General features: G+C 34.7%; 2 protein-coding genes and 1 pseudogene. All 3 read left to right on the top strand.

Annotation, left to right across the window (positions count from 1 at the left end; genetic code table 11):
• Positions 1-1,443 (top strand): annotated as a pseudogene (locus B3P17_RS03960) (hypothetical protein); the annotation flags it as partial.
• 11 nt (positions 1,444-1,454) lie between these two features.
• On the top strand, positions 1,455-5,264 hold the full coding sequence (locus B3P17_RS03965; RefSeq protein ID WP_252637404.1) for a DUF6443 domain-containing protein: 3,810 nt from the start codon (positions 1,455-1,457) through the stop codon (positions 5,262-5,264).
• 19 nt (positions 5,265-5,283) lie between these two features.
• Positions 5,284-5,991 carry a hypothetical protein gene (locus B3P17_RS03970; RefSeq protein ID WP_252637402.1) on the top strand — a complete coding sequence of 236 codons (708 nt, stop codon included), beginning with the start codon at positions 5,284-5,286 and terminating at the stop codon, positions 5,989-5,991.
• The last annotated feature ends 173 nt before the right edge of the window (positions 5,992-6,164 follow it).

Raw genomic sequence — 6,164 nt, forward strand, 5'->3', positions numbered from 1 at the left:
TACACTAAACAAGTATATACTTATAAAGAAAGTGATGAGGATGGAGCCCGTAGTTCAGGAGCCTTAATAAATGAAGCGGCGAATTTAATACAAATATCCCTTAATAATAAAAACCCAGGAGAGAATGGACCAATTAGAGATTATTATTTGGCAATGCAATCAAACTCAGCCTCATCATGCTATTCTTTTAGTGGAGATTTTTTAGGATATTCTACAGTAATAGAAAAAAGCAATGAAGGGACAATTACCCATAATTTTTATTCACCAAGGGAAGCTCCCGAAAAATACAAATCTCCTATGATATTTTCTCTTTGCAATACAATTCCCTCGAATACACTTTACAGATCTTTAGACCTCCCTTATCCGGCATCAAGCGGCGGTCATGGAGACAATACTATATTGTTTGATGCAACCAATGCATATTCTGGTGCAAGCTATAAAAGAGGTTTGCCTAGTAAAAATATATATAAGGACAAAGATAATAAGGAGATATATACAGAAGAGTATATTTATACTTTTACAGACGGGAGAATAATATATGGAATGACTAGTAATAAATCTTGTTATACAAAACAGTTACAAGATCCCGGAGCAGGAGGTACGTCTTACATGGACTTTAAGATAGCTGCATTTGCAGGATACCAGCATATATTAGGTAAGGCTCAATTGAAAGAGAAAATAACAAAAAAAGAAAAAGAAAATCCTGTTACTCTTTCTGAAATGTATTCATACAATGAGTATGATTTATTGTCTAAAACAGAAATAGTAAATAGTCAGTCTGTTTCGGAAATAGCTCAGACATTATATGCTTCTGATATAAAATCGGGTATCTACAATGAAATGAAATCGATAAATATGATTAATTATCCGATTGAAACAACAAGAAAAGTAAATAATAAAGTTATTTCTTCCGATTTAATAACATATAAAAAAAAGAATAATACTTATGTGCCGGAGTTTATCTTTAAAACCAGTATAACTAATCCTCTAGTCAACTTTATAAGTTACGACGGATCTAATAAAGACAGCCATTACTATCAAGAAAAAGCTTTTACCGAATACGATAAGGCTAACAACATAGTCGAAATAGTCGATAAAAGTGGTAGTAGCTCTGTTTTATTATGGGGATACAGATATACTTACGTAGTAGCAGTTATACGCAATGCCAGTTACAATGAAGTGATTGCAGCTATGCCGAATCTGGAATCTATACTATCAAATAGTACCTTAAGTCCCCAGGCGTTTGCCCCTTTGAGAGAAAAATTACCCAATGCCCAGATTACCAGCTATACTTATAGCCCAGATTTAGGTATGACATCAATGACTACACCACAAGGGCTAACATATCAATATGATTATTATTCGCTTGATAAGCTCAAAGCGATAAAAGATCTCGAGGGAAATATTATATCATGTTATAAATATCAATATAAGAATCATTAAATAGACAAATTATGAAAAGGAATATTATATTTTTGATTATATTTTTGGTTCTATCTGTCCACATTGCAGGACAACCTAGGGTTGACATCGGAACAATACCTTCCAATCAAATTTCTAATAAAACGGCAAATTTTAATTTCCCAAATAATGGACGTGTAGGGTTTGTTATGGTTGTTTTTAAGATAGATACTCCAACTTATCTTGATACTTCTACATCCACAACTTCGGCTAATAGTTTCAAGGCCTATATTGTTGCTTTGCAAGAAGGTCCGACTAATTATGTTATCCAGAATAAAACAGGCGAAACGAGTTGGAATAATGTTTACCTTAAAGCTGGGTATTGGATGTTAATGATAGATGTTGACAATACAACAGCTTGCACCGTTACAGTTCAGATGAAATTAACCCCTGAGTCACTTCTAGTGCCAGAACAAGATCCATCTCTTGATATGGAAGCTAATTATTATTATAGTAATAATAAACAAATCTATAATACAATAACAACTTCATATCCTAACATTAAAACAAATAATCTATCCTTTGATCCTAGTACCGGTATCGTGGATATACAATATTTTGATGATTTGGGGAAGTTGGCGCAAACGGTACAAGTTGGTAGAACACCGCAAAAAACAGACTTAATAATACTTTATGGATACGATTATTGGGGTCGCTTAAGTAAACAATGGTTACCCATCGTTTCTCCTTCAAATAATGGCTCTTTTGTGAATGCTGATAGGATATCTGAAATCTCAAAAACCTTTTATCTTGATGAAGAATCATATTCAAGGCCATATTACGAACCTTCACACCTAAATCGTCTTGAAAAGCAATATGGACCTGGGGCTGATTGGCATATAAAAAAGAAAGCTCACAGAACAGGATACTTGACTAATAGAACTAAAACCGGAACTACATGGGCATATGCGGATTCACTGGTCTGTGGATTGTACAAGACTACAGATGATACAAAAAGCATTAGTCTCTTCAGAACAACTAATTATGGAGTCGGTGAATTGTCTGTAACTCGCTTGAAAGACGAAGATGAAAACATATCTTACGAGTTTAAAGATAAGAAGGGGCAAGTCGTGCTAACCCGCCAGATAAACGATGGCAAACTGTATGATACTAACTATATTTATGATAGCTTCGGTAATCTTCGAGCGGTTCTTCCTCCAGAAGCATCCGATAGGCTTTTGAGTTCATCCAGTTGGGTAGAAACCGATACGAACCTGAAGCTATATGCTTACCTCTATAAATATGATGGGAGCAATCATTGCATAGCCAAAAAATTACCAGGTTGCGATTGGATATATTATGTGTATGATAAGGCTGATCAACTTATTTTTACACAAGATGGTGAACAGAGACTAAAAAGTGAATGGACCTATTCGATTCCCGATGTATTTGGACGAATAGTATTAACAGGAACATGTAAAAATATAATTAACTATGCAGTTGAAAATCCTATAAATGCAGTAGTAAAAGCAATTTATAATACAAGCCGGACGAATCTTGCAAACAGTTATACCATAACAGGTATTACTCTTTCTACTTCAACCATATTGTCTGCAAATTACTACGATGATTATTCGTTTTTAGGAATGACTGAGGTTCCGAACAATGCCAATACGCAGTATGTGGCTGAGTCCGGCTATGGTATTTGCTATGGTGATCACCAGGCAGCGAACAGATATAAGAACAAAGGATTGTTAACAGGGACTGTTACAACGCAAATGAATTCTACAGGTGGAATAGAAAGTACTTACCTATATTCAGTGATGTATTATGATAATCGTGGACGGCCGATACAGGTCAAGGGTAATAATCATCTTCCGGGTGGTATTGAAAAGGAATATATCGCCTATAACTTTACCGGACAGCCGACTCAGAAGAAACATGTCCATCAGGCTACAGGAAAGACCACCCAAACAGAGGTGTATGCTTACACTTATGACCATGCAGGACGATTGACCAAAGAAACTTATCAACTCAATGGAGCAACTGCTATCACCCTTGCAGAAAATATGTATGATGAATTGGGCAGACTCAAAACCAACAAAAAAGGTGGAGTAGCAAACGCGTTGTCTACCTATGGCTATAATATCCGATCGTGGACAAAATCAATTACAAGTCCCTTATTTACAGAAATATTGTATTATAATGATACATATGGAGGCAGTACTAAACAGTATAATGGGAATATTGGAGCAATGAGTTGGAAGCTGTCGAGTGAAACCAATACACATGGTTATGCTTTTACCTATGATAACTTGTCGAGATTAACTACCTCTAATTACTTGGTAAACGGCACAGCCAATACCAACTATAAAGAAGCATATATATACGATAAGCATGGAAATATTGCAACCTTGCAACGTTATGGTAAAACAGCGGCATCTACCTATGGTTTGATCGATAACTTGACAATGACCTATACAGGCAATCAGTTACTGAAAGCAGATGATGCCATTGCTACTATCAGCTTGTCAGAATCAGCCGACTTCAAGAACTATAGCAGTGTAGCCACAGAGTACTTTTACAATGCCAATGGGGCGATGTCCAAAGATTTTAATAAAGGAATAACAGAAATTCAATATAATTCTTTAAATTTACCACGACAGATGGATATCAAGAGTCCCGTTGCAGAGGCAAGGAACGAATATACCTATTCGGCAGGAGGTCAAAAGCTGAAAGTAGTGCAGAAATGGAATCCGAGTTACTCAACAACCCCGGTTATCGGTTCAGCGATCAATACAGCGGCATTGACCCAAACCAAAACAACCGATTATGTAGGTAATAAAATCTATGAGAATGGAACCTTAAAGCGTATACTAATTGACGGCGGATATATAGAAGGAGGCGTATATCATTATTACCTGACAGATCATCTAGGTAATAATCGTGTAGTAGTAAATGCCAACGGAACGGGAATACAGAAAAATCATTATTATCCTTTCGGTACTACTTTCGCAGAGAACACAGTAACAGAACAAGGCAAGCAGCCATACAAGTACAATGGTAAGGAACTGGATCAGATGCACGGCTTGAACCTGTATGATTACTCGGCAAGGTATTATGAAAGTCCGGTGGGGAGATTTACAAGTGTGGATCCATTGGCGGAAAAATATTACTCTGAATCACCTTATGCTTATGTATCAAATAATCCGTTAAAATATATTGATCCAACAGGAAAAGAGAAACTAAATGGGATGGGTACTAGGGATGGGGGATCAAGTATAATACAAGCTAGAGACAAGGTAGATAATGATATGATACATATTTATGGTCATGGGAGTACAAATGGGCTGACTTTTATTGATATAAGAGGAAATGTCTCAGTTATTAAGAATGCAAGAGATTTACAATCATTATTAACTAGATATAGTGCAATATGGAATAATCGATTGTATGGTGAAGAATTGACAATAGTATTACATTCTTGTAATACTGGAGATATGTATAATGGAATAACCTTAGCTGAAAACATTTCTGTATATATGCCTAATGTTATAATTGCTGCGCCAAGTGATTTTCTATATGTTTCTTCAGCGGGAGAAATAATTGCTTCTGAAAATAAAGCAAAATATGGTTATTGGATATACTATAAAGAAGGTGTACCTATATATTCTGAAGAAGGTAACCAAGATAATAATCCAGACTTGAAACATTATAACAGACCGTCCTATTCTAAAGGAAATACAAAAAAAGAGCAACGAGCTAAGAGAGATGAAGGGCTCAATCAAGGACAAGGAAAACCAGACGAATATAAAAATTGGGGTAACCAAAGGAGATGGTTTTATGATACATTTGGTTTTTAATAATTAATATAATCTACATATGAAAGCAATTGCGTATATCACACTAATATTCATTTTTATTTCTTGTAACCAAAATAGAACTTTTATAGGCTATAAAAATGTGGATATAAAAAATATTTTTCTTTTGTTAGACAGCATCAATAATTCTATCGAAGATGAAGTTATTGAATATAGTGATTCAATAATAAAATCTCTAGAATTTACACATCTCCCGATGAAAGTTGCAGGTACTCTTTATGTACCTGAACCTGAGAAAATAAATTGTCTTGATACTACTAAGTTCTTTAACCTGATAAAAACAATTCAAAATAAAGATATTGCAGAATACCTCTATTATTTTGAGCGTAGATCCTGTTCAGATAGACTAGATTATACCCCTTATGCATTATATATGGCAATAATCACGGATAATGCAGAAGTATCTTTATCTGTTTACGAGAGCTTATATTCAATCAATCACTCTAAAAGAAAAAATGTAAAAATACTAGACGATGATATGTCCCTAGATGAATTGACTAAAGATCAACGGAATTTGGCTATATATTATTTAATTAAATCCTATAAATTGGGAGAGAAAAAAAAGACGATGCTATATTTATCTTATTATTTTGAGAAGGGTTTGTATAGTTTCCCTAAAGATCTTCCTATTGCCTATAAATTAAAGTCTATATTTTGGAAAGAAAATGGAATAGAGTATTGGCCAGGTACAGATATAAAAATTGAGTAAAACGATGATATGCATTACAATTTCCCCAGCTCGCGCAGACTTCCAGTCTGTGTGTTGCATAGCAAGAAGAAAATGATTACGTGGAATTAAAATTATAAACTAGTCCTGCTAATATTATCATTAGCAGGACTAGTTTATCTTATCGTCCTAATCTCAAACTCAATATACTCCTT

It is taken from the genome of Dysgonomonas sp. UBA7630 (genome assembly GCF_002483985.1).
GTDB lineage: Bacteria > Bacteroidota > Bacteroidia > Bacteroidales > Dysgonomonadaceae > Dysgonomonas.

Bases quoted from the DNA above. Each gene is read 5' to 3' on its own strand.
- B3P17_RS03965 (WP_252637404.1), top strand. From the start codon at position 1,455: ATGAAAAGGAATATTATATTTTTGATTATATTTTTGGTTCTATCTGTC.
- B3P17_RS03970 (WP_252637402.1), top strand. From the start codon at position 5,284: ATGAAAGCAATTGCGTATATCACACTAATATTCATTTTTATTTCTTGT.